Annotated in this window: 23 protein-coding genes; 4 read left to right on the top strand and 19 right to left on the bottom strand. The window is 46.4% G+C overall.

Annotated features, from left to right (window positions below; translation table 11 throughout):
• Positions 1 to 3: 3 nt before the first annotated feature.
• The 5 genes from ade to ICW23_RS02895 form a co-directional block, all read right to left on the bottom strand.
• Positions 4 to 1737, bottom strand: a complete 1734-nt coding sequence (gene ade / locus ICW23_RS02915; RefSeq protein WP_188154015.1) for an adenine deaminase — start codon at positions 1735 to 1737, stop codon at positions 4 to 6.
• Between the two features lie 149 nt (positions 1738 to 1886).
• Complete coding sequence (gene ktrC / locus ICW23_RS02910; RefSeq protein ID WP_016936269.1) at positions 1887 to 2552, bottom strand: Ktr system potassium transporter KtrC; 666 nt, start codon at positions 2550 to 2552, stop codon at positions 1887 to 1889.
• A 40-nt stretch (positions 2553 to 2592) separates the two neighbouring features.
• A complete protein-coding gene (locus tag ICW23_RS02905; RefSeq protein ID WP_188154014.1) occupies positions 2593 to 3420 on the bottom strand; it encodes a gamma-glutamylcyclotransferase family protein in 828 nt (275 codons plus the stop codon).
• A 1-nt stretch (position 3421) separates the two neighbouring features.
• Positions 3422 to 4726, bottom strand: coding sequence for an ATP-binding protein (locus ICW23_RS02900; protein ID WP_095240772.1), 1305 nt, complete (start codon positions 4724 to 4726; stop codon positions 3422 to 3424).
• Positions 4727 to 4897: 171 nt separating this feature from the next.
• On the bottom strand, positions 4898 to 5182 hold the full coding sequence (locus ICW23_RS02895) for a transcriptional regulator AbhA (RefSeq protein ID WP_013352109.1): 285 nt from the start codon (positions 5180 to 5182) through the stop codon (positions 4898 to 4900).
• 270 nt (positions 5183 to 5452) lie between these two features.
• Between ICW23_RS02895 and mreBH the strand changes: the two genes are divergently transcribed.
• The 3 genes from mreBH (at position 5453) to ICW23_RS02880 (ending at position 7999) form a co-directional block, all read left to right on the top strand.
• A complete protein-coding gene (mreBH, locus tag ICW23_RS02890; protein ID WP_029575211.1) occupies positions 5453 to 6460 on the top strand; it encodes a cell shape-determining protein MreBH in 1008 nt (335 codons plus the stop codon).
• 71 nt (positions 6461 to 6531) lie between these two features.
• Positions 6532 to 6666 (top strand): protein YkpC, encoded by a 135-nt coding sequence (locus tag ICW23_RS02885; RefSeq protein WP_016936273.1) that lies wholly within the window; start codon positions 6532 to 6534, stop codon positions 6664 to 6666.
• 100 nt (positions 6667 to 6766) lie between these two features.
• A complete protein-coding gene (locus ICW23_RS02880) occupies positions 6767 to 7999 on the top strand; it encodes an aminopeptidase (RefSeq protein WP_016936274.1) in 1233 nt (410 codons plus the stop codon).
• A 29-nt stretch (positions 8000 to 8028) separates the two neighbouring features.
• Here ICW23_RS02880 and ICW23_RS02875 read toward each other — a convergent pair whose 3' ends face one another.
• Together ICW23_RS02875 and ICW23_RS02870 are read right to left on the bottom strand one after the other, a co-directional pair.
• Positions 8029 to 8937: a ketopantoate reductase family protein gene (locus tag ICW23_RS02875; RefSeq protein WP_047475218.1), complete on the bottom strand. Its 909-nt coding sequence runs from the start codon at positions 8935 to 8937 to the stop codon at positions 8029 to 8031.
• Between the two features lie 111 nt (positions 8938 to 9048).
• A complete protein-coding gene (locus tag ICW23_RS02870; RefSeq protein WP_016936276.1) occupies positions 9049 to 10668 on the bottom strand; it encodes an ABC-F family ATP-binding cassette domain-containing protein in 1620 nt (539 codons plus the stop codon).
• A 163-nt stretch (positions 10669 to 10831) separates the two neighbouring features.
• Between ICW23_RS02870 and ICW23_RS02865 the strand changes: the two genes are divergently transcribed.
• Positions 10832 to 11101 carry a hypothetical protein gene (locus ICW23_RS02865; RefSeq protein ID WP_015239771.1) on the top strand — a complete coding sequence of 90 codons (270 nt, stop codon included), beginning with the start codon at positions 10832 to 10834 and terminating at the stop codon, positions 11099 to 11101.
• Between the two features lie 36 nt (positions 11102 to 11137).
• Here ICW23_RS02865 and lepB read toward each other — a convergent pair whose 3' ends face one another.
• The 12 genes from lepB to ICW23_RS02805 all read right to left on the bottom strand — a co-directional run bounded on the left by lepB (position 11138) and on the right by ICW23_RS02805 (position 22252).
• Positions 11138 to 11755: a signal peptidase I gene (lepB, locus tag ICW23_RS02860; protein WP_395940959.1), complete on the bottom strand. Its 618-nt coding sequence runs from the start codon at positions 11753 to 11755 to the stop codon at positions 11138 to 11140.
• 94 nt (positions 11756 to 11849) lie between these two features.
• Entirely contained in the window at positions 11850 to 13751 is a 1902-nt protein-coding gene (locus ICW23_RS02855) for a PTS fructose transporter subunit IIABC (RefSeq protein ID WP_188154013.1), read from the bottom strand.
• 14 nt (positions 13752 to 13765) lie between these two features.
• The gene (gene pfkB / locus ICW23_RS02850) at positions 13766 to 14677 is read right to left on the bottom strand and encodes a 1-phosphofructokinase (RefSeq protein WP_016936279.1); all 912 of its coding nucleotides are present in this window, start codon (positions 14675 to 14677) and stop codon (positions 13766 to 13768) included.
• Positions 14674 to 15429 (bottom strand): DeoR/GlpR family DNA-binding transcription regulator, encoded by a 756-nt coding sequence (locus ICW23_RS02845; RefSeq protein WP_045926921.1) that lies wholly within the window; start codon positions 15427 to 15429, stop codon positions 14674 to 14676. Before ICW23_RS02845 ends, pfkB begins: the two co-directional genes overlap by 4 nt.
• A 284-nt stretch (positions 15430 to 15713) precedes the next feature.
• Positions 15714 to 16907, bottom strand: a complete 1194-nt coding sequence (locus tag ICW23_RS02840) for an ABC transporter permease (protein ID WP_045926920.1) — start codon at positions 16905 to 16907, stop codon at positions 15714 to 15716.
• Positions 16904 to 17596: an ABC transporter ATP-binding protein gene (locus tag ICW23_RS02835; RefSeq protein ID WP_016936282.1), complete on the bottom strand. Its 693-nt coding sequence runs from the start codon at positions 17594 to 17596 to the stop codon at positions 16904 to 16906. Before ICW23_RS02835 ends, ICW23_RS02840 begins: the two co-directional genes overlap by 4 nt.
• Positions 17597 to 18733, bottom strand: coding sequence for an efflux RND transporter periplasmic adaptor subunit (locus ICW23_RS02830; RefSeq protein WP_045926919.1), 1137 nt, complete (start codon positions 18731 to 18733; stop codon positions 17597 to 17599).
• Between the two features lies 1 nt (position 18734).
• Positions 18735 to 19433 (bottom strand): YknW family membrane protein, encoded by a 699-nt coding sequence (gene yknW, locus ICW23_RS02825; protein ID WP_188154012.1) that lies wholly within the window; start codon positions 19431 to 19433, stop codon positions 18735 to 18737.
• Between the two features lie 343 nt (positions 19434 to 19776).
• The gene (gene moaD / locus ICW23_RS02820) at positions 19777 to 20010 is read right to left on the bottom strand and encodes a molybdopterin converting factor subunit 1 (RefSeq protein WP_015417377.1); all 234 of its coding nucleotides are present in this window, start codon (positions 20008 to 20010) and stop codon (positions 19777 to 19779) included.
• Entirely contained in the window at positions 20007 to 20477 is a 471-nt protein-coding gene (locus ICW23_RS02815) for a molybdenum cofactor biosynthesis protein MoaE (RefSeq protein ID WP_045926916.1), read from the bottom strand. The genes moaD and ICW23_RS02815 overlap by 4 nt, the downstream gene beginning before the upstream one ends.
• Complete coding sequence (gene mobB / locus ICW23_RS02810) at positions 20478 to 20999, bottom strand: molybdopterin-guanine dinucleotide biosynthesis protein B (RefSeq protein WP_029575212.1); 522 nt, start codon at positions 20997 to 20999, stop codon at positions 20478 to 20480.
• Positions 20960 to 22252 (bottom strand): molybdopterin molybdotransferase MoeA, encoded by a 1293-nt coding sequence (locus tag ICW23_RS02805; RefSeq protein WP_016936288.1) that lies wholly within the window; start codon positions 22250 to 22252, stop codon positions 20960 to 20962. The genes mobB and ICW23_RS02805 overlap by 40 nt, the downstream gene beginning before the upstream one ends.
• Between the last annotated feature and the right edge of the window lie 12 nt (positions 22253 to 22264).

Raw genomic sequence — 22264 nt, 5'->3', positions numbered from 1 at the left:
TTTTTATTGCAGCGGAATATGCTGAAAGGCTTTGACATCAAACAGACCGGCTGCCGTCATTTTAATATCCGGAATCACCGGAAGCGCTAAAAACGATAATGTAAGAAACGGATTGAAATTACCGGTGAATCCGAGCAGAGGAAGCTTTTCATGAAGCACGCCCAGGCTGTCATTCACCCATTCCGCAGACTTATCAGACAAAAGCCCGGCAATCGGAAGCGGGACAGAGTGAAGCAATTCTCCGTTTTTCACGGCTGTCAGCCCTCCTCCGGTGTCACGCAGTCTGTTGATTGCTTTTGCCAAATCGGCATCGTTTGTACCGACAGCGATGATGTTGTGGGAATCGTGAGAAATGGTTGTGGCAATGGCGCCTTCTTTTAACCCGAACCCTTGTACAATCCCGAGACCCATCATTTTTTCTCTGCTGTGGCGTTCAGCGACGGCGATTTTTAATAAATCATTTTCTGTATCAGGGCAAAATGTGCCGGCAGACGGTGCAGGGACTTCTTTTTTCCTCGTCTCTAAATGATTTGGTATGATTTCGATTACATTCATTAGCCTGCCCTCTTGAATCGGCATATGAAAATCTGATTCAGTCAGCGGCGCTTTCAGCCGTACTGTATCCAACAGCGCCTGATCCGGAGAATAAGAGCCGGCAGACTGCTCATAAACCGGGCAGCCGTTCTCGGCAACGGTCCGGCCGGCGACCAAGGTCTTTGTGACGGAAGCCTCCCGCAAATCTGAAATAAACAAGAGATCTGCATCAAAACCCGGTGCCACCGCGCCTTTTGTTTCAAGGCCGTAGCACTCGGCCGCATTTAAGCTGGCGAGCTGATACGCAAGGAATGGATCAAGTCCCGCTTTTATTGCCATTTTGACTTGGTGGTTCACACTTCCTTCTGAAAGCAGATCGTCCACATGTTTATCATCAGTACAAAAGAAGAAGCGGCGCGCATTTTTTTCGTTCACCGCCGGCAGCACATTAAGCGTATTTTTGGCCACCGATCCTTCGCGCAGCATGACATACATTCCCCGCCTGATTCTGTCCAGCGCCTCTTCTTTTGTCGTCACTTCATGATCATTTGACACTAACGCGGTTCTGTATATATTGATGATATCTGAAGACAGTCCGGCTAAATGCCCGTCAATCCGTTTTCCGTGAAGCTTGGCATCAAGCAGTTTCTGAAGCATATCCTCTTCACCTTCGGCAACAGACACGTAGTCCATTACTTCCGCCAGTCCCAGCACCTCTTTTTCCTGATAAAAAGGCTTTAAATCTTTGGCTTTTAATACGGCTCCCGAGCGTTCAAAGCTTGCGGCGGGAACACAGGAAGGAAGCATGAAACGGATGTTCAGCGGCGCTTTTTTCGCCTGCTCTATCATAAATGAAATGCCTTTTGCCCCCGAAACGTTCGCGATTTCGTGAGGATCAGTAATGACAGTCGTCACTCCGTGAGGGAGGACTGCTTTTGCAAATTCAATCGGAGTAACCATAGAGGACTCGATATGAACATGTCCGTCAATAAAGCCCGGAACGATCATTTGGCCTTCTGCATCAATGACTTCTTCCCCTTCATACTCGCCCAACCCGACGATCACTCCGTCCGTAATGGCGATATCTGCAGAAATCCATTCCTGGTTAAATACATCCATGATTTTTCCGTTTTTAATGACGGTATCGGCTTTTTGTCGGCCGGCCGATGCATTCAGCCGTTCAGCCAGTGTTTCTTTGTTCAAAATGAGGCCTCCTCTTTTTCTTTATATGGTACAATATGCTATCGGATCGCCTGATCATAGTCAATAAAAACTGCAGAATATACCGCTTACACGATAAATGTCTTTCTATTCTGACATATAAAAAAGACCGTCCTTTTATGGACGGCTTTTCACTTTGTATGAAGCACTCTTTTTTCAAATCGGGAAATGTCCGTAAGAGAGCCGATAACGATGAGAATATCGTCTTTTTGGATCATTTCAGTCGCCAGCGGAGATACGATTACTTCTTTTTCTCTCTTGATGGCCACGATGTTAATGCCGTACTTCGCGCGTATGTCCAGATCAAGCAGTGTGTTGCCCGCAAGCCTGCTGTTGGCTACGATCTCCACGATGCTGTGTTCGTCAGACAGCTCTAAATAATCAAGCACATTATTTGATACGATGTTGTGGGCGATGCGTTTTGCCATGTCACGTTCAGGGTGGACGATGTGGTCGGCCCCGATTTTCGCAAGCACTTTTTCATGATAGTCGTTCTGCGCTTTGACCGTGATGGTGTTCACGCCGAGTTCCTTTAAGATCAGCGTCGTTAAAATGCTCGCCTGTATATTTTCGCCGATTGCCACAATGACGTGGTCAAAATTGCGCAGCCCCAGATTTTTCAGCACCGATTCATCGGTTGAATCACCGATGACGGCGTGTGATGCGATTTTGGCATATTCATTTACTTTATCTTCATCAATATCCATCGCCATGACCTCAAGGCCTTCTTCACTTAATGCTTTGCAAATACTCCCGCCGAAGCGTCCGAGACCGATAACGGCAAACTCTTTTCTCATAACAGTACTCCTTTAAACAATATCTCTAATAGGAATAGTATCACATTTTCGGCAATGAGTTCATATGGCGTTTGAGCTTTTCTGAAAAGGCGGGCGATAAATACAAGTCTGCTCCGCGTTCGATTTCTTCCTGATAGTGACCCGGAGGCGCAATTTCCTCAGCTTTATCAAGCACAAGAAACGTCAGGCAGCCCCTGTATATACGGCCGCCGGCATTCACTTCTATGAACGCGGGACGATATGTATGGCTATCAACACCTTCCCTTTTATACAGATAGGTTGCCGCTTCAAACGGGAGCTTGTACAGCACGCCTTCAGTACGGCCGCCATCTTCAACAAGATCGGCTCTGGAACCGTCAGGACGCCTTAACGTGAATCTCGTCGAATACCCTTCAGCAACCGCCCCTCCGACCGGCTCGGCAAAAAAGTGATCGACCCCCGCCTGTTTAAAACGGGCATTATCCATACATGAACCGTAAGCGAAATAATAAACCGGGCTGTCATCCTCCCGTTTCATAAAACGATATTCTTTCCAGTCTCCGCTTTTGATCCGGCTGAATGAAGCACACTGCTCGGGCTTTACGACATATGCGAAGGCCGTTTTATTCCCGAGATCCGTCGTCACGGCGACTTCCTCCCGGTCAAAATCGGCATAATGCGCATCCAGCTTACAGATCATCTGATGACCTGTTTCATACAATTCTCCGTATACAAAAGCTGTTTCTGCTAAAGACGCCGCGGGCTGACCTTTTTCTGTTTTGTACAGCACGCCGTTTATCGCGGCCTGCTCGCACACACACGGAGCGCCTTTCAGCAGCTCATGATTTTCTTCACGCTTCCGTAACAAACCGTATACAAAAAGAAGCAAGTTAGTTTTCCTCCTTTTGGACAGCATCCGCTTCTAACGGCAGAAATACCTGAAACGTACTGCCTTCTCCATTTTTGCTCTTAATGTTAAGTTTACCATTATGCTCCTTGAGAATTCGTAAACAAATCGGAAGGCCGAGGCCTGTTCCCTGATCTTTTGTCGAGAAAAACGGTTTCCCGATGTTTTTAAGCTTTTCTTTCGACATGCCGTTTCCTTCATCCTGTATGCTGATCACCGCGTATTCTTCATCCCGTTTTGTGTAAATATGAATATTCCCGCCGTCAGGCATCGCCTCAATCGCATTTTTAATAATATTGATAAATACCTGTTTCAGCTGGTTTTCGTCACCGTTGACCATACAGGACTCAGTCTGCCTGAAATCCTTCTCAATCACAGTGTTTGACAGCACCGCGTTTGTGTCAAGAAGCGTCGCCACCTGCCTTAAAATATGGTTGAGATGATGGGCGGTAAACGTCACGGTCTGCGGCTTGGCGAGCAGAAGCAGCTCTCCCAGCACAAGATCTATCCTTTTAATTTCCGAAAAAATAATATCGAAATAATCCGTTCGTTCCGGATACTGAGCTTTCATCAGCTGGAGAAAGCCGCTGACTGATGTTAAAGGATTTCTTACTTCGTGGGCGATTCCTGCCGCAAGTTCACCGGCGATAGCCAGCTTTTGAGATTGCATGGCAAGCCGTTCGTTCGTTTCCAGAAGCTCATCAACCGCTTTTTTCCGTTCACTGATATCAGACATCGTTCCCAGGCTTCCGACAAATTTCTGTCTGCGGTCATAATACAGCTTATAATGAACTTCTCCCCAAAAGATAGTGCCGTCTTTTTTAATATATTTAGCCGTGAACATTCCTGACGGGGACTGCTGCTTAATTTGGGAGATAATATAATCAATGATATGTTTCTCTTTTATAAAATAATCATTATACATCGTGCCCATACATTCGCTGATGGAATAGCCCGTAATCGCCGTCCAAGCTTGATTCAAATATGTAATATTCCCTTGTGAATCCGTCTGAAAAACAATTTCCTGCAGATTGTCCATGATCCGGTTTTTCTCATCTGAAAGCGCCTTTGCTTTCTGCTCGCTGTCCTTCAGCTCCGCCAGCAGCTGCTTTTTATGATCTACATAATAAGCCAGCAGCCAGACGCTGATTAACGTGACAGTGGTAAAAGTGATATCAACAGGCCAGTTAATCGGATTCCGTTCAATTATGTAAAATAAATAATCCCAAAACATAATAAAAATCATTGCCAAGATTAATGAAATGATACGCGCTTGATATTTTCCCATAGTCCCACCTGCCGCTAGCATTTCTACATATATTGTAACATTGTTGACCGCATTATTGACTAAAAAATGATAACTATTCCCAATTATTTGAGCAGGTTTACTTGATTTTACCGTGAGTTTTTGCACAAGTTCATAATAAAAGGGCGGAATGACGCTCCGCCCTTTTTATCATTATGATTTATCTTTTAACGCTTCCTCGATTTCCTCAAGCAGCATTTTCGCTCCTTCAGGGCTTAAGATGATTTTACCGTTGCCGTATTCCTGATTGTCGGGGGTAATTTCTCCGGTCATTAAGCAAATGCCGTGCGGTTTGTATTTTTTCAAGACAATTTTGTCTCCGTCAACAAAAAATTCAATACTATCTTTAATAGCGATATCCAATGCTCTTCTCAATTCAATCGGCATGACAATACGCCCTAGTTCGTCTACTTTTCTTACTACACCAATTGATTTCATAGAAATCCCCTACTTCCTTTAATGTCTCTTATATATGTCCAAGGAAAATCCTTCATAAACGTAGACGAAAGTAACGGAGCAAAAGTTTCTCCGCATCCGGTAATGAATGTTTTTTTACAGAAGAAAGCCTTTTTGAAATACGGGATACAGACTTTCCCTCCTTTTTTACAAAAACATTTCATTCCCGGCGGAAACCCCCAAAAATCGTGGTTTTTCTCAGAAACTTTAAATGTAGAATCAATTAAATCAGGATAGGGATTGGGTGAAAATATGTTTCAATCAACTGAGATCGGAATCGACTTAGGAACCGCTAATATACTTGTTTACAGTAAAAATAAAGGAATTATTTTAAACGAGCCCTCCGTTGTCGCTGTAGATACAACAACGAAAGCGGTGCTTGCCATCGGAACAGATGCCAAAAACATGATCGGAAAGACGCCGGGGAAAATCGTCGCCGTACGGCCGATGAAAGACGGTGTCATTGCTGATTATGATATGACAACTGACTTATTAAAACACATTATGAAAAAAGCCGGAAAAAAAATCGGGATGACCTTCCGCAAACCGAATGTCGTCGTCTGCACGCCTTCAGGATCAACAGCCGTTGAACGCCGAGCCATCAGTGACGCTGTCAAAAACTGCGGAGCAAAAAACGTTCACTTAATTGAAGAACCCGTAGCAGCTGCAATCGGAGCCGACCTGCCGGTTGACGAGCCGGTCGCAAACGTCGTCGTGGATATCGGAGGCGGTACGACTGAAGTTGCCATCATCTCATTCGGAGGCGTCGTGTCCTGCCACTCTATCAGAATCGGCGGCGACCAGCTTGATGAAGATATCGCTTCGTTCGTCAGAAAAAAATATAACCTGCTGATCGGAGAACGTACGGCAGAACAAGTGAAAATGGAAATCGGTTTTGCATTGATTGAACATGTGCCGGAAACGATGGAAATCCGCGGCCGTGACCTCGTAACCGGTCTGCCGAAGACGATCAGACTGCAGTCTAATGAAATTCAGCACGCGATGCGTGAATCGCTCCTACATATTCTTGAAGCCATCAGAGCGACTCTTGAAGATTGTCCGCCGGAACTCAGCGGGGACATCGTTGACCGCGGCGTCGTGTTAACCGGCGGGGGCTCGCTTTTAAACGGGATGAAAGAATGGCTGACAGAAGAAATCGTCGTTCCCGTTCATTTGGCCGCAAATCCGCTTGAATCAGTGGCTATCGGCACGGGGCGTTCGTTAGACGTCATCGACAAGCTGCAAAAAGCGATTAAATAATAAGATTGTGCTTCTTTTTTCTCCGGCCGGCTCATATTGTGAGAACTGGAGAAACATTAAGGAGGAAGCATATGCTTAGAGATGTGGGAAGACGCGTAGCGGTAGCTGTCATTTTAAGCGGAATTATCTTGGGGGGTATGAGCATTTCGCTGGCCAATATGCCCCATTCTCCGGCCGGCAGCACCGTAAAACTGAATCATCCGTAAAGACGCAGCAAAGGCTGTGTCTTTTTCATTTACGCTCCTTTCTTTTCTTTATGAGGCGATATTTGATATGATGAGAAAAACCGATGAGGAGGAATGAACGATGAGTTCGTTTACTGAAAAGTTAAATACATATGCTCGGCTGGCGGTAGAAGTCGGCGTCAATGTCCAAAAAGGACAGCATGTCGTAATCAATGCCTCAACCGATGTCCGGGAACTTGTCAGACTGCTGGCTAAACATTCGTATGAAAAAGGCGCAAAAAACGTCACCGTAAATTGGCAGGACGATGAATTGTCCAGATTAAAATACGAAATGGCTCCGTTTGAAGCGTTTGAAGAATATCCTGAATGGGAAGCGAAAGGCAAAGAAGAGCTCGCGAAAAAAGGAGCTGCGTTTATTTCTGTCGTCTCATCCGACCCCGACCTGTTAAAAGGCACTGACGGGAAACGGATTGCAGCGTTCCAAAAAGCCGCCGGAAAAGCATTGCATACATACAGACAATATATTCAATCAGATAAGGTCAGCTGGACGGTGATCGGAGCCGCTTCAACAGGCTGGGCGAAAAAAGTGTTCCCGGATCAGCCGGAAGAAACAGCCGTTCAGCTTTTATGGGAAGAAATTTTCAAAACGACCCGCGTAAATGAAGAAAACCCAGTGGAAGCATGGAAAAAACATGATCAAAACCTTCATGAGAAAGTGGAACACCTGAACAAAAAACATTACAGCGCCCTGCATTATCAAGCTGAAGGAACAGACTTAACCATTGAATTACCGAAAAAACATGTATGGGCGGGCGCAGGAAGCGTGAATGAGAGCGGGCACGAATTCATGGCCAACATGCCGACAGAAGAGGTTTTCACTCTTCCGCAGCGTGATGGGGTGAACGGCACGGTTTCCAGCACGAAACCGCTGAGCTACGGCGGCAACATTATTGATAACTTTACACTTACCTTTGAAAACGGCCGCATCGTTGATGTGAAAGCTGAAAAAGGCGAGGAGATTTTAAAAGGCATCGTCGAAACCGATGAAGGCTCGCATTATCTCGGAGAAGTGGCCTTAGTGCCGTACGATTCACCGATTTCACAATCAAATATTTTATTTTACAACACACTGTACGATGAAAACGCATCAAACCACTTGGCGATCGGCAGCGCGTATGCCTTTAATATCGAAGGCGGCAAACAAATGACACGGGAAGAGCTTGTTAAAGAGGGCTTAAATGAAAGCATTACGCACGTAGATTTCATGGTCGGCTCCAAAGATATGAATATCGACGGGATTACTGCTGACGGCAAAAGAGAACCGATCTTCAGAAACGGAAACTGGGCATTTTAATAAAAAAGGAGGCGCTTCGGCCTCCTTTTTTATTTTGCTTCATACATTTGCAGGTTGGCAAAGACAGTTTCCAAAACAGGGGTATCAACTGACAAGCCTTTCGCTTTCTCAAGCAGAAAACCGTGTAAATGATCACCTTCTGTCACCCGGCCCTTTTCCATATCTCTCAGCATCGACGATTTCATATGATAAGACATGCTTGTCAACGTACGATAACTCTCATCTTCCAGGTCAGCGTCCTTCGGAATACCCGCAGCCTTGAAAATGGCTCCGATTTCTGCAAAAAGACGCTTTGCCGTATTGCGGCCGCCTTCTGTATCTAAAATAGGTCCGACCGGCTGTTGAAACAAAGTGGTTACTCCCGCCTGCGCGGCAATGAACATGTACTTTTTCCAAATATCCTTTTCAATATCCCGGCTGATGATGACATCCGCTTTCACACCCGCAAACGCTTTTTCCAGCTCATTTATACGTTCTGTGCGTTCCCCGCTCCATTCACCGAACACAAAGCGGTGGGCAGCGCTCGTATGAAGAATTTCCCCTTTTTCGTTAAGGGCGCTCTCAATAAAGCAGAGGCCTCCTAGCACCTGCCGTTTTGAAAAAGCTTCGAACAGCTCGTTATAGTGCCTGTACCCGTTTAAAAAAGGAATAATGACCGACGAAGGTTTGACAAACGGTTTGACATCCCCAATGACGTCCTGCAAAGAATACGCTTTTGATGCGATGATAACGGCGTCAAACTCTCCATCTTCGCCCGCCATGATTATTTTCGGCTTGATTGAAACATCACCATTTGCACTTTTGACGGTCAATCCCGTCTCTTTTAATTGTTCCGCCCGCTTCTGACGGACGAGAAACGTAACGTCATTTCCCTTCTCTGCAAGACGTGCGCCGATATAACCGCCCACTCCCCCTGCTCCGACAACTAAAAACTTCATGATGCATTCCTCCGTCTCTTTTCAATTCATATGTTCCTTTATTGTAACGGGAAGTCAGAAGATTGAAAACTTTTTTCATAAATAAAAAGCAGAGTCTCCTCTGCTTTTTTATTACGCGTATAGCTCTTCAAGCTTTTTCTGCACATCCGCATTTTCAAGAAATTCATCATAAGACATTTGTTTGTCAACGATGCCTTTAGGCGTTAATTCAATGATGCGGTTGGCAATTGTCTGTACAAACTGATGGTCATGAGATGAAAACAGCATAGCGCCTTTAAAGCTGATTAAACCGTTGTTAAGCGCTGTAATGGATTCCAGGTCTAAATGGTTTGTCGGTTCATCCAGAATTAAAATGTTCGCGCCGGAAAGCATCGCTTTTGAAAGCATGCAGCGCACTTTTTCTCCTCCGGAAAGAACGTTTGATTTTTTGTTGACTTCTTCCCCAGAGAACAGCATGCGTCCTAAGAAGCCGCGCAGAAAGCTTTCGCTTTGGTCATGCGGCGAGTATTGGCGGAGCCAGTCTACAAGGTTCGCATCGCTGCCGTCGAAATATTCGCTGTTGTCTTTCGGGAAGTACGCCTGAGAAGTGGTGACGCCCCATTTGAATGTGCCGCTGTCAGCTTCCATTTCCCCGGAAATGATTTTGAACAATGTCGTAACGGCAAGCTCATTGCGGCCCGTAAACGCGATTTTGTCTTCTCTGTTCATAATAAAGCTGACGTTATCAAGCACCTTAACGCCGTCAATCGTTTTCGTTAAGCCTTCTACCCGCAGCACGTCATTTCCGATCTCGCGTTCCGGCGTGAAATTGACATAAGGATAACGGCGTGATGACGGTTTGATATCATCCAGCGTAATTTTATCAAGGAGTTTCTTTCTTGATGTCGCCTGCTTTGATTTAGAGGCGTTGGCGCTGAATCTGGCCACGAACTCCTGAAGCTGTTTAATCTGCTCTTCTTTTTTCTTATTGGCTTCCTGAGAAAGCTTTAAAGCAAGCTGGCTCGATTCATACCAGAAATCATAGTTGCCGACATACACTTGAATTTTATTAAAATCAAGATCGGCGATGTGCGTGCACACTTTATTTAAAAAGTGACGGTCGTGGGATACGACGATGACTGTGTTCTCAAAGTTGATCAGAAACTCTTCCAGCCACTGAATCGCTTTCAGATCCAAGTGGTTCGTCGGTTCATCAAGCAGCAGAACGTCCGGCTTGCCGAACAGCGCCTGTGCCAAAAGCACTTTCACCTTTTCTGAACCGCCTAAGTCCGCCATTTTCTTCGTATGCAGGTCTTCAGAGATGCCCAGACCCTTTAACAAAATAGCGGCTTCACTTTCAGCTTCCCATCCGTTTAATTCCGCAAACTCTCCTTCAAGCTCAGCGGCGCGGATGCCGTCCTCATCAGAAAAATCCGGTTTCATATAAATCGCGTCTTTTTCCTGCATGACTTCGTATAAACGTTTATGTCCCATAATGACGACTTTCAGAACTTCGTAATCTTCATATTCAAAATGGTTCTGCTTCAGGATGGCAAGGCGTTCGCCCGGGCTCATATGAACATCGCCGGTCTGAGGCTCCAGTTCACCGGATAAAATTTTCAAGAATGTTGATTTTCCGGCACCGTTTGCGCCTATTAATCCGTAGCAATTGCCCGGCGTAAATTTAATATTGACATCTTCAAATAACTTGCGATCCGCAAAACGCAAGCTCACATTATTTACAGCAATCATTTATAATCCTCCATCGTGTCTAACATCATTAAAAGTATACCATGAATAAAGGGGAAGAGAAATGTTTCCCTGCGAATATAAGGGTTTTGAAAAGACGCAAGCGCCAAACCCGAAGCCCTGTGATACAATAGATATATATACATATTCATCACGGAGGAACAAGTTGAAGCTTTTAACACTTACAGAATATTGTCTTATGATTTTCTTTACCGGGGTTTTTCTGGCCGTCACAGGCTTTACCGCACGTGACATCGGCTTGTACGTCGGAATCGCCCTCATTTACACGTTTTCGCATCTCTTTTCAAAACGGATGCTTGAAAAACGCGGCAAAGAGAAGCAGCAGGTGAATCTTTTTTTCAGCGTTCTGGCCATTGTCGGATCAGTGCTGGCCACGGTAATGTTCATCGCCATCGCCGCCTCGTTTGCCAAATAAAAACGCCGGCCGTCCGAATCGGGCAGCGCGGCGTTTTTATTTTGTCTGACGCATATCATGAAACGGGAAGAACACAAACTTCGAGGTGCCGACGATCCGTTTTTCGGCAATTAAACCGAGTCCGTTCCGGCTATCCATTGAGTTCAGCCGATTGTCGCCCATGACGAAGTATTTGCCTTTCGGAACCTTTACGGGGCCGAAATCTCCCGTCAGGTTGACTCCCAGTTTTTTCGCTTCTTTTTTATTGCTCGCGAGGTACGGTTCATCGATTTTTTTGCCGTTTATATAAAGCGTGTCATTTTTCATTTCCACCGTTTCTCCGGGTTTTCCGATGAGCCGCTTTACATAATGGACTTTCGATGTATCGCCGTTAATAATGACGATGTCCCCCCGCTCGATTTCTCCGATATAATTGACGCTTTTGTTGACAAACAGCCTTTCACCGTCATGTAATGTCGGGTACATTGATGATCCTTCCACTAAGTACGGTTCAAACAGGAAATGGCGGATTAAAAGCGCAAGAGCGACCGCTATAATGATGGCCTTTCCCCATTCCCAATACGTGTTGGATTTTCTTTTTACCGATTTTTCAGAAGTAGGTTTTTGTTCTTCAGTCAACGTGGTTCCTCCTAGACGATCACTGTTACGGTTCATGTACTATCTTTACTTTATCACAACTCATCACAAAATACATAACGCTTCTATGCGCATATGATTGAAAAAAGCGCCCGTAAAGGACGCTTTTTGCTTATTTCTCTACTACCGGTTTTTTGACGATTCCCAAGATAACCGCCGTTACAACCGCTCCGATCACGATGCTCATTAAGTAAAGCAGCGGATGGTTCGTAATGAATGCAACGAATATTCCTCCGTGCGGTGCAGGGAGCGTTACCCGGAAAAACTCTGTCAGTCCGCCCGCTACCGCAGAACCGATAACGGCTGCAGGGATGACGCGAAGCGGATCAGCCGCCGCAAACGGGATGGCGCCTTCTGTAACGAAAGCAGCTCCCATGAAGTAGCACGTAATACCGGCTTCACGGTCACGTTTAGAGAATTTATGTTTAAAGAATGTTGTCGCCAGTGCAATTCCAAGCGGCGGAGCCATTCCGCCCGCCATGATGGCTGCGTGCGGGGCATAGTTTCCGGCGCCGATCATCGCAATACCGAAAGTGAACGCCGCTTTATTGAGCGGGCCGCCCATGTCGATAGCCATCATACCGCCTAAAATAATCCCCATTAAGACAAGGTTTCCGGTTCCAAGGCTTTCAAGCCAATTTGTTAAGAAATTCATAAACGCTGCTACAGGTGTGTTAATGACAAACTGCATCAGGACACCGGTGATAAAAATACCGAGCAGCGGATAAATCAATACAGGTTTTAATCCGTCAAGAGTCTGAGGAATAAAGACAAACAGCTTTTTCAGCAGGACTACAACATAACCGGCTAAGAACCCGGCAATCAGTCCGCCCAAGAATCCGGCATTCGCCTGCGTAGCCATAAATCCGCCGACCATACCCGGCGCAAACCCCGGACGGTCCGCAATACTCATTGCGATGAATCCGGCAAGAACGGCAACGATCAGTTTTAACGCATTATCGCCGCCGATAAAGTTCAGCGCTGCAGCAAACGTGTTGTATGTCTGATCTTTCGGATCAGCTGAATGAATTCCCCAGAAGAATGAAATCGCCACGAGGATTCCGCCGCCGACGACAAATGGCAGCATGTTGCTGACACCGCTCATTAAGTGTTTATAGAAAGTGCTTCCGATGCTTGTGCCTGATTTCTGTTTCGGGCCGTCTTCATTAGAAGAGGCAGATCCTCCGCCGCTGCCTTCGTAAATCGGGGCATCTTGATTAACGGCTTTTTCAATCAGTTCTTGAGGACGTCTGATACCGGCCGTTACGGGCACTTGAAGAACATGTTTGCCTTTAAAGCGCTCCATTTCAACCTGTTTATCAGCTGCTACGATAATCGCAGGCGCATCTTCAATTTCCTGAGCCGTCAGCTTATGCTTGATTCCGCTTGAGCCGTTTGTCTCTACTTTAATGTCGACACCGAGCTCTTTCGCTTTTTCTTTCAGTGCGTCAGCAGCCATGAATGTATGAGCGATACCTGTCGGACATGCAGTAACCGCAAGAATTTTGCCCTTTCCTGACGGCGCTGCCTGTTCTTCCTGCTCTTCTTCCTCATCGTCATCTTTGTCATGCTGATTGATGATGTCAATGATCGCATCTTCTGATTCAGCCTCAAGAAGCTGTTTGCGGATTTCTTCACGCATGAGAAGCGTTGAAAGTCTTGATAATGCTTCAAGGTGCGTATTGTTCGCTCCTTCGGTTGCCGCAATCATAAAGACCAGGTGTGCCGGCTGACCGTCTAATGATTCATAGTCCACACCTTCTTTTGAACGTCCGAATGCGATGGCCGGGTTAATGACGCTCGCCGTCTTCGCGTGAGGAATGGCAATGCCTTCGCCGATTCCCGTCGAGCTTTGGCTTTCACGATTTAAAATGGCTGCTTTGTAAGCCTCTCTGTCATTTAATCTGCCGGCTTTGTCAAGCACTGTCACCATTTCATCGATAACGTTTTCTTTCTCTTTGCTTTCTATATTGAGATGAATTGTATCTCTTGTTAACAGCTCAGTTATCTTCACTTTTCTTTCCTCCTCTATAGACGTGTGACTTTAACTTCAGGAAGAAGCTGCTGTACAAACTCTTCAGTTCCGAGCTCCTCAGAAAACGCCGTCGCGCTTCCGGAAGCAACACCTAAACGGAACGCGTCTTCCAAAGGCAGCTGTTTTGAGATCCCCGCAAGGAAACCCGCGACAACGGAATCACCCGCGCCTACCGAATTGACCAGCTTTCCTTTAGGAACATTAGCGAGGAAAACCGCCTCTTTCGTAAATAAAAGCGCACCGTCGCCAGCCATCGAAACAATCGCATGTTCAGCGCCTTGTTCAATTAATTTTTTGCCGTACGGAACGGCTGCTTCGGCTGAGTCAATGACCGTATTGAACATTTCGCCAAGCTCGTGATGGTTCGGCTTCATCAAAAACGGTTTCATTTCTGTCGCTTTCATAAGCGCTTCACCAGAGATGTCTACCACCACCCGGGCATTCTGCTTTCTGCATGCCTCAGCAATTTTTTCATACGTGTTATGCGGAAGAGAAGATGGGATGCTTCCCGCTAAAACGACGATGTCTCCTTCTTTCAGAGCGGAGAACTGTTCTAAAAAGGCACTGAACACTTCGTCTGAAATCGTCGGGCCCTGACCGTTAATTTCCGTTTCATCGCCCGTTTTCAGTTTTACATTTATACGCGTGTCTTCATCCACCTCAGAAAAAGCCGTTTCCAGACCTTCCTGCTGCAAAAATGACGTGATATAATTTCCGGTAAATCCGCCGACAAACCCCAATGCTTTTGACGGCACATGGTGTCTTTTCAGTAATCTCGAAACGTTAATGCCTTTCCCGCCGGGGTACTTCGTGTCATAGCTGGAACGGTTTAAACCGCCTACGGCAAAATCTTCAACGTGAACGATATAGTCAACAGACGGATTGAGGGTTACAGTGTAAATCATGATTTCACTACCTTTACGACAGTTTTTTCTTGGTAATTATCGAATGCAAGTTCTTCAGATTCAGTGGTAATGATAACGGCATCGCCCAAAGCGGCGAACGCTGCGAAAGAAATCTCGCCGAATTTGGAAGGGTCAGCTAAAACATACGCGTTTTTCGCCTGTCTCACAGCCTTTGTCTTCAGAAGAGCCTCATCCGGATCGGGTGTTGTATAACCGGCTTCAATGTGCACGCCGTTCACTCCGAGAAAGCTTTTGTCAAACCGGTATTGGCTGACCGCCGATAATGAGGCGCCGCCGATCATCGCACCTGTTCGATGCTTCACATATCCTCCGAGAAGATAAAAGGGGATTCCTTTCCTTATTAAAGCGTCGATATGCATAACTCCGTTTGTGACAACCACAATGTCCTTTGTTTGATCTATAAAATCAATCATATGCAATGCAGTTGTTCCCGCATCAAGATAAATACAGTCACCTTCTTCTAATAAAGATGCCGCTTTTTCTGCAATCTTCAGCTTATCTTGAAGGTTTTTGGAGGATTTTTCAAGCATATCGGGTTCTTGCCGGCTGTTGGAAAGCTTAGATGCCCCGCCGTGAACGCGCTTTAAAAACCCGCGCTCTTCAAGCGTTGATAAATCTCTTCTGATTGTTGATTCAGAAGCGTTTGTCATGCTTATCAGCTCTTGAATCTTTACCACGTCACGCTTTTCAATCTGATCAAGGATCAGCTGATACCTTTCAGGAGTGAGCATATTCCGCCTCCTTTGAAAACGTATTCATTTCACCTACAAGATTATTGTAAACGCTTTTTTTACTTCGAGCAACTAAAATCACTCAAATTCATTCAATAACTATCAAAATCTTTCACATTTGTTCATATTAACGTATGTACATAGGGTTTGTAAACTGTAAATTCGACAAAAAGGGGGACAATTGTATGACATTTCTTTTTATCATAAATGAAAAAAGTCTATTATATTCATTCAATCTTTAAAACACAGAAAAAACCCCATGCGGACTGCATGGGGAGGTTTCACTATTCATACCGTAACGCTTCAATCGGATCTAAGCGGGATGCTTTGTTGGCCGGCAGCATTCCGAAGATGACACCGATCAGCATACTGAACAGCACGCCGATACAAACCACCTGCCAGGAAACGAGCGACGGCCAGCCCGCGATAAGGGAAACGAGTGATGCTCCCCCGTAGCCGAGACCGATTCCGATTAAGCCGCCGATTAAAGTAAGCACAACGGATTCAATTAAGAATTGTGTCAGAATCTGTCCTCTCGTGGCACCGAGCGATTTGCGGATGCCGATTTCTCTTGTCCGTTCCGTTACCGATACGAGCATAATATTCATGACCCCGATTCCGCCGACAACGAGAGAAATACCGGCGATCGAACCGATGATTGTCGTCATGACGGTCGTGACCTGACCGATGCCCGCGGCGATTTCTTCCATATTCATGACTTGGTAGGCCTCTTTTGTGCCGTGATTGTCATTTAAGAGGCGGGCCGCTTCTTTTCCTGTCGTTTTGATTTGATCAGCGGATTCCGTCTGAATCGAAACGTTGCTGTAGTCATTTGTACCGAAAGACGTTTTCAGCATGTTGAACGGAACATACATTTCACTGAGCCCTAATGATAAAAATCCGCTCTCTTCTTTTAATACACCGATTACTTCTACGGGCTGTCCGCCGGCCCAGACGATTTTTCCGAGCGGAGATGTTTTCCCGAACAGCTTTTCAGCCATTTTTTTCGAGATGATGCCCGCTCTTTTCCCGGAAAGGAAATCGTTATCCGTAAATGTCCGCCCATCCTGAACGTCCAGCTTTTTTACGTCCGTGTAGCCGCTGTTAATGCCATTCAGCGTAATGTCCGTTTCTTCTTCATGATAACGGGCCGTCATTGATTTTACAGCGGAAGCGACAACCTGCTTTACGCCGTCCACTCCTTTTAATCCATTAATATCTTCTTCTGTAAAACTCGCTTGCTGCAAAGCGTTCGGATTGGCTGTTAATTCTTCATCGCTCGGCAGATAATACAATTCAATTGTATTGCCCGGCCCGCTGATGGATTGCTTCAGCATTTGCTCTCCGCCCTGCCCGACAGCCACAACAACGATTACTGAACCGACGCCGATAATGATGCCGAGCATCGTCAGAATCGATCTCATCTTGTGAGCTCTGACGGAACTGAGAGCCATCCGGAGATTTTCTAACAGGCTCATTCCCCCACTCTCCTCTGCTCAGAATCGCGGGGAACGATACTGCCGTCACGGACGAAAATCACTCTGTTTGTACAATCCGCCACTTCACGCTCATGTGTGACAAGCACCACGGTCACGCCCTCTGCGTTAAGCTCTGTGAACTGCTCCATAATGGAAATGCTTGTTTTCGTATCCAGCGCGCCGGTCGGCTCATCAGCCAAGATAAGCTTCGGCTCGTTAACGATGGCTCTTGCAATCGCGACACGCTGCTTTTGGCCGCCGGACAGCTCATTCGGCATGTGAAGCATCCGGTCCGCTAAGCCGACTTTTTCCAGCGCATATTCCGCCCGTTCCTCACGCTCTTTTTTGCCGATACCTGCGTAAATCATGGGAAGTTCGACATTTTTTCTTGCATTCAATCGCGGCAGCAGCTGAAATTGCTGAAAGACAAATCCGATTGATTTATTCCGGACCGCCGCAAGCTCTTTTTCCGTACATGAAGATACATCTTCTCCCGCAAGTCTGTAACTGCCTGATGTCGGTCTGTCCAGACAGCCGATGATATTCATAATCGTAGATTTACCTGATCCCGACGGTCCCATAATGGATACATATTCCCCTTCTTCAATCGTCAGGTCGATTGAACGGAGGACATCAAACGTTTCCTTGCCGATCTGATAGCTTTTTTTCACCTTTGAAAGCTGAATCATCTATGCTTTCACATCCGTTCCGTCAGTCAAACCGTCAGCCGGATTCAGAATGACTTTATCATTCTTTGAAAGTCCCTCTTTTATCTCCGTTAACTGATTCGAGGTGTCGCCCACTTTGACTTTCACGCGTTTGGCCTTCCCGTCTTTTACCGTAAAGACCCAGTGCTCATCTCCGTCTTTTTTGACTGCGGAGGACGGCAGCGTATCGGCTTTCCGCTTGTCGGTTTCAATGTTCATAATGAGTTTAAACCCCGGTTTGCCCTCCGGAAGCTTTCCGATCAGCTTGACCTGAAACGGATACTGCACGGCTTGTTCCGTGCTTTCACCAGAAGCAGCTCCTGACTTTTGTTCCGGAACGAGACCGACAGCCGTCACTCTTCCCTTCCATGTTTTATCCGGAATGGCGTCTGATGTAATTGTAACGCTTTGTCCCTTTTTCACTTTCAGTGTGTCGTATTCAGACAAATTGCCGGCAACGATCAAGTGTTCCGGGTCGCCTATATGTATTACCGGTTCTTGAATATCCGATTTTTTAGAAGCGGCTTCTTGATTTACTGAGATAACCGTCCCGTCCATCTCACTCTTGACATTGAGGTTCGCCACCTGGTTTTCAAGAGATTGCTTTTGCAGGTCAGATTGCTTTAATTCAATTTCAGCTGTTTTTTGCTGAAGCTGCAGATCAGTCCGTTCGGATTCAATTTGTTTTTTGGCTTCCGCTTCTCCCGCTTGTTTTGCCAGATCTGTTTCTTTACTGTTTAAGGCTTGCAGTTTTTCTTGAATTTGTTCCATTTGCAGCCGTTTTGATTGTTCTGTCAACTCATTTTGCTCTTTATCAAGGTTGAGCTGTTCGTTTGTATAAGTGACTAGCGACGATCCCTTTTTTACTTTGTCGCCTTCTTTTACTTTTACTTTATCAAGGGTTCCTTTGTCCGCTTCATAAAAAACATACTGTTCTTTGGAGAATTTAAGTGTTCCCGGAACCATGACCGCAGATGAGATTTCTCTTTTTTCCATAGTCCCGGTATCCACTTTTTCCCCGGCGCTGCCGCCCGCGGGAGCGGCCGACTTATAAATATTGATACTGATGAATACTGCTACAATGACTGCGATGCCGATTCCGATCCAAAGTTTTTTCATGTTATACACCTGCTGCCACTGAATTTAACAGTCCTCCGACTGCCGATACCAAAAGCATAATAACAAACAGGACAATTGCGGAAATCCAGCCTGCTTTTTTAGAAATGCCGCCGGTATAGCGCAGACCTAAAGCGAGCAGAATATAGCTCCAGATGCTGAAAATATCGATCGCGCTTAAAAAGACCGATACGCCGTCTCCGGCCGGTATGACACTCGCCAAAGATGTGACAGGGTACAGTGAGCCCGCATCGGTAAAATAAATGACAAGTCCGTTAATGACTAAGCCGATGTTAGTAATAAATGCAGTAAAGAGGCCGAGTGAGAGCATTTTTTTATAAGTTGTCACGCCGCCTGAAATTTTGACGCACAGCCAATAAATAAGCGGAACGATAAAGAGAGCGATAATGCCTCCGAAAATTCCTCCGAAAATCGAGCCGAATTTCGCAATGGTTTTGGTCATTTCAATCTGATCATCGGTCAATCCGTCAAGAGATGAGCTGGTCAGTAATTCTTCATAATTCATCCCCAGCCCGCGCAAAATACTCCCCGCCGCGATGAGAATGATGACAATCAGGAGAGGAAGTCCGATGACCGGGTGTTCTTTTAATCTTTTAAACTGCACAACAGGACTTGTAATGACGCCGAAAATTGACGGCTTTTCCGTTACTGCCGTATTGTTTTTTTCCAGATTTGGTTCCATATTGCTGATGCCTCCTATGTATTATTCTGTTTATACGTACGCATCCGGCTTATAAAAGTTTCAATTTTTTTGCCGTTTGCGTATTTATGCTAAATTGTAACACAAAATCTTAAATGTACGTTCCATAATTATGTAAAAAATGACCAGCGCCGGACTGATATGAAAGCAGGCTAAAAATCTTGTGTGACGCCGTTTTAAGCCTGTGTATGTAAAGAAAACCGCACAATTAAAAATCCCCTTTAAATTCCATTTGGTCTCCCCCTGGAATTCAGCCTTTCTTGCCGATGTTATCGGCGTACTGTGCAAAAAAGCCGGATGGCAATGATGCACATCCGGCTTTTATTCACCCTCCGCTTACAGGCGGGATAAAGGCAATGGTATCGCCTTCTGTTACGATGCTGTTGTCTTTTACGTAAGTTTCATTGATTGCGATCATGGCATTGTCTATCGTCTGAAGGCCGTACCGTTCTTTTAACAGCGTTTTTACAGCAGACGCTGCCGCCTCCTTTTCGTCAAGTTCAATGACCGGCGTTCCCGCCTGCTCCGCAAGTCCGGCAAACAAAAGTACTTTAATCATCGTGATTCCCCTTTATTTAAATCCGGTTTTCCGTTCGGATAAGGCGTCGTTTCCAGCTGATCGCCTATCCATTCTTCGCCGTCTTCCCAGATTTCTTTTTTCCAAATCGGAACAATCTGTTTTATCCGTTCAATGGCATATTCATTCGCCTCATATGCCGCCTTTCTGTGCGGAGAAGACACGGCGATTACGACCGCCGCTTCTCCGATATCAAGGACGCCGACGCGGTGAGTGATCGCAGCTTCGGCTCCCTCCCATTTCGCGCTGATTTCATCGCCGATTTGAGAAAGCATTTGAACAGCCATCGGTTCATATGCTTCATATTCAAGACGCACCGTCCGCCGTCCGGCAGTCCACTCTCTGACCGTGCCGATAAACGTTGTGATGGCCCCGGCTTCGCGCTTTTCAACTTTTTTTACGATATTTTCCGCAATGATAGGTTCCCTTGTAATTTGAAAACGTTCCATTTATGCAGATCCCCCTTTCAGCTGCGAAAGCACAAACATAATGGCAGCCGGATCATCCGCATGGAATACGGGTATGCCCGCATCTGCAGGCATATGCTCCGTACTTCTGCTGACAACCGCGAGCACGCGCTCCAAATGCTTCAGCTTTTGCCAATCTTCGCTGCTTTTAATCATAATGATTTTCGGATGCGGCGCATGTTTAAAACCCTCAATGAGAAGACAGTCGATTCCCAAATATTCATACAGGCCGATCAAACCAGCCAGATCCCATTTTTTTCGCGCCGTAAGCTGCAAGACCCCGTCCCCTTCTACTGCCGTAACCGCGGCACCGGCTTTTGATAAGCGCTCTGAATCCTTTCCGTCAGAAAAAGGTTCCGGCTCTCCGCCATGTCCGTGATGCTTTAAACATCCAACCGTGCATTCTTTCGGCGCCGCTTTCAGTATACGTTCGATAAACGTTGTTTTACCGCTGTTTTGAAACCCTACGATCTGGACGATCGGGAAAGAATTGACCACGGCCACTCACTTCCATTCTCGTCGCGGATGAGAAGCACGTGAACCGTCCGTCCCGCTTCATATCCTCTCGTTCCTCCCGGCAGAAGGATAAACGCGTTTGCTTCGGCAAGAGATGTGACTGAGCTTGATTTGTCGAGACCGACCGGTGACGCCATCATCTTTCCGTCCTTATGATAAACAAACGCCCTCACAAATCTCGCAAACGGATTCGGCTTCGGAAAGTCATTTGTTAACACGGCTTCCGCCCATCCGGCGTGAGGTTTTTCATTCAGAAGCCAAGACTGAATCATCGGTTTGACAAACAGGGTGAAACCGACATAACATGCCGACGGATTGCCTGAAAGGCCGAACAGCAGCATGTCATCGGCCCGTGCGACAGTTGTCACGCTCCCCGGGCGCATTGCCACTTTGTTAAATAAAACTTCCGCTCCGAGCTTAGCATAAATGTCAGGAAGAAAATCAAAATCACCGACTGACACGCCGCCGGTCGTGATCAGAAAATCGGTTTTTTTCATGGCTTCCTTCACCGCCGCATAACTGTCATCAAAATCATCGGAAATTTTGCCTAAGTTCAGCGGCACCGCACCCGCTTCAATGATCTGGGCATACACCATGGCCGCGTTGCTGTTGCGGATTTTGCCCGGTTCAAGCGGATCGCTTACATGAAGAAGTTCGGTTCCCGTGGCGATAATTCCGACCACCGGCTTTCTCACCACAGGAACAGAAGCATAGCCGAAGGTTGCCAAAAGAGCGGTGACGCCCGGCGTGATTTTCGTTCCTTTTTTTAAAAGCGAGCTGCCCTTTTTTGCATCTTCTCCTTGGTATGAAATATTATCACCCGCATGGAAAGGGCGTTTCACCGACATGTAATCCGTGCCGTTTTCAGAATACGTTTTTGTCAGCTCAAGCATCACTACGGCATCCGCGCCTTTTGGAATCTGCGCCCCTGTCATAATGCGGACCGCTTCATATGGTCCGAGCTCTTTTTCTGACACGGCGCCGGCCCCGATATGGTCAATGACTTCAAACGTGACGGCATTATCACGGGAAGCCGTCTTTGAATCGCACGCCCTGATGGCAAAACCGTCATACGGAGAACGGTCAAAGGCAGGCACATCATGGTCCGCCTTAACATCTTCCGCCAAATAGCGGTGAAGGCTGTCCTCCAGCGGCACCCATTCGGTATCCCCCTGTTTTTTATACCGGCTCACCCGGCGGACTGCTTCGCCCACCTGAATCGGCGTTCTTTTTTCAAGCATAGCAATACCTCC

The organism is Bacillus sp. 1021 (assembly GCF_014534735.1).
GTDB classification, from domain to species: Bacteria; Bacillota; Bacilli; order Bacillales; family Bacillaceae; genus Bacillus; species Bacillus siamensis.
Note: the sequence above shows the minus strand (reverse complement) of the source record. Positions and strands in the feature narration are given on the sequence as shown.

What these genes read in the sequence shown, in the direction of transcription:
- lepB (WP_395940959.1), bottom strand. Translation starts at nt 11,755, where the DNA reads ATGAACCGTAACAGTGATCGTCTAGGAGGAACCACGTTGACTGAAGAA.
- ICW23_RS02900 (WP_095240772.1), bottom strand. Translation starts at nt 4,726, where the DNA reads ATGGGAAAATATCAAGCGCGTATCATTTCATTAATCTTGGCAATGATT.
- ICW23_RS02845 (WP_045926921.1), bottom strand. Translation starts at nt 15,429, where the DNA reads ATGCTCACTCCTGAAAGGTATCAGCTGATCCTTGATCAGATTGAAAAG.
- ICW23_RS02875 (WP_047475218.1), bottom strand. Translation starts at nt 8,937, where the DNA reads ATGAAGTTTTTAGTTGTCGGAGCAGGGGGAGTGGGCGGTTATATCGGC.
- ICW23_RS02835 (WP_016936282.1), bottom strand. Translation starts at nt 17,596, where the DNA reads ATGATTCAGCTTTCAAAGGTGAAAAAAAGCTATCAGATCGGCAAGGAA.
- ICW23_RS02895 (WP_013352109.1), bottom strand. Translation starts at nt 5,182, where the DNA reads ATGAAATCAATTGGTGTAGTAAGAAAAGTAGACGAACTAGGGCGTATT.
- ICW23_RS02840 (WP_045926920.1), bottom strand. Translation starts at nt 16,907, where the DNA reads ATGAGCCTGTTAGAAAATCTCCGGATGGCTCTCAGTTCCGTCAGAGCT.
- ktrC (WP_016936269.1), bottom strand. Translation starts at nt 2,552, where the DNA reads ATGAGAAAAGAGTTTGCCGTTATCGGTCTCGGACGCTTCGGCGGGAGT.
- ICW23_RS02880 (WP_016936274.1), top strand. Translation starts at nt 6,767, where the DNA reads ATGAGTTCGTTTACTGAAAAGTTAAATACATATGCTCGGCTGGCGGTA.
- ICW23_RS02870 (WP_016936276.1), bottom strand. Translation starts at nt 10,668, where the DNA reads ATGATTGCTGTAAATAATGTGAGCTTGCGTTTTGCGGATCGCAAGTTA.
- ICW23_RS02885 (WP_016936273.1), top strand. Translation starts at nt 6,532, where the DNA reads ATGCTTAGAGATGTGGGAAGACGCGTAGCGGTAGCTGTCATTTTAAGC.
- pfkB (WP_016936279.1), bottom strand. Translation starts at nt 14,677, where the DNA reads ATGATTTACACTGTAACCCTCAATCCGTCTGTTGACTATATCGTTCAC.
- mreBH (WP_029575211.1), top strand. Translation starts at nt 5,453, where the DNA reads ATGTTTCAATCAACTGAGATCGGAATCGACTTAGGAACCGCTAATATA.
- ICW23_RS02830 (WP_045926919.1), bottom strand. Translation starts at nt 18,733, where the DNA reads ATGAAAAAACTTTGGATCGGAATCGGCATCGCAGTCATTGTAGCAGTA.
- ICW23_RS02805 (WP_016936288.1), bottom strand. Translation starts at nt 22,252, where the DNA reads ATGCTTGAAAAAAGAACGCCGATTCAGGTGGGCGAAGCAGTCCGCCGG.
- yknW (WP_188154012.1), bottom strand. Translation starts at nt 19,433, where the DNA reads ATGGAACCAAATCTGGAAAAAAACAATACGGCAGTAACGGAAAAGCCG.
- moaD (WP_015417377.1), bottom strand. Translation starts at nt 20,010, where the DNA reads ATGATTAAAGTACTTTTGTTTGCCGGACTTGCGGAGCAGGCGGGAACG.
- ICW23_RS02815 (WP_045926916.1), bottom strand. Translation starts at nt 20,477, where the DNA reads ATGGAACGTTTTCAAATTACAAGGGAACCTATCATTGCGGAAAATATC.